Annotated in this window: 2 protein-coding genes and 1 pseudogene; all 3 read left to right on the top strand. The window is 32.5% G+C overall.

The window, feature by feature from the left end; genetic code table 11:
* Positions 1–133: pseudogene (locus tag O9332_RS17020) on the top strand (IS607 family transposase); the annotation flags it as partial.
* The gene (locus O9332_RS17015) at positions 105–530 is read left to right on the top strand and encodes a transposase (RefSeq protein ID WP_288026553.1); all 426 of its coding nucleotides are present in this window, start codon (positions 105–107) and stop codon (positions 528–530) included. The pseudogene O9332_RS17020 and the gene O9332_RS17015, both read left to right, overlap by 29 nt.
* Before the next feature lie 51 nt (positions 531–581).
* A partial coding sequence (locus O9332_RS17010; protein ID WP_288026551.1) for an IS200/IS605 family accessory protein TnpB-related protein occupies positions 582–1,185 on the top strand: 604 nt, incomplete at its 3' end.

Genomic DNA, 1,185 nt, shown 5'->3' with positions numbered 1-1,185 from the left:
GCAAGACTTCGTGAGCATAATTACCTCATTTTGCGCTCGATTATACTCATTAAGACGACGAAATAGAAAGACAGAATGTTTAATTAAATGCCTTGAGGAGAATGATGAAATTAGTTCAAAAACATCTAATTAAATTTAATCACAAAAATTATTCAGTAATTGATAAATTAGGATTTTTATCGAAGAATCTGTATAATTGTGCTGTTTATTTAAACCGTCAAGTTTTCTTTTCACATCAACCATTTTTAACAATGACTGAGTTACATCATGCCTTAAAAATGAGTCCAGATTATCAAGCCTTACCCGCCAAAGTAAGTCAGTTAGTATTAAAGCAAGTAGAAAAAACCTTTAAATCCTACCAAAAAGCGAAAGAACAATACAAAAAATCGCCAGATAAATTTACAGGAGAGCCTAAGTTGCCAAGATACAAAGACAAGGAAAAAGGTAGAAACGTTTTAACTTATAACTATCAAGCCATTTCTCAAAAAGCGTTGAAGCAAGGTTTAATCAAGCTATCAGGGACTAATTGAGAATTTAAAACTAATTTAAAGAAAGTCTTAGAGGTCAGGATTATTCCTAAATTGGGTGCTTATTGTTTAGAGATTGTCTATGAACAACCATCCTCATCAAGTCAAGAGGGAGAAAGATATGCTTTTATCGATTTAGGCTTAAATAACCTAGCTGCTGTTACCTCTAATATTCCCGAATTTCAGCCAACTTTAGTATGTGGAAAAGCCTTAAAATCCTGCAATCAAAAGTACAACAAAACACTAGCTAAACTCAAATCGGAATTACCCAGTCTACAGAAGACCAGTAAAAGAATACAAGGTTTAACTTTAAAGCGTAATTGCCAGGTGGATTATTACCTCCACACCGCTAGTAAATATATTATTGATAAATTACTAGCTCATCAAATTAACCTTTTAGTTATTGGTCATAATCAAGGCTGGAAACAAAACATTAATATTGGAGATAGAAATAACCAGTCATTCGTAAATATTCCTCATTCAAGGTTTATCGAACAACTTACCTATAAAGCAAATTTAGGAATAGAGGTCAAAACAACTAATGAAAGCTATACCTCTAAATGTAGTTTCTTGGACTTAGAGTCTATTCAAAAGCAAAAAAGCTATTTAGGCAAGAGAATTAAAAGAGGACTATTCAGAAGCTCGTCGGGTTATTTCT

The organism is Microcystis sp. LE19-10.1B (assembly GCF_027530565.1).
Classification (GTDB): Bacteria; Cyanobacteriota; Cyanobacteriia; order Cyanobacteriales; family Microcystaceae; genus Microcystis; species Microcystis aeruginosa.
This window is presented reverse-complemented; position numbering and strand designations above follow the sequence as displayed.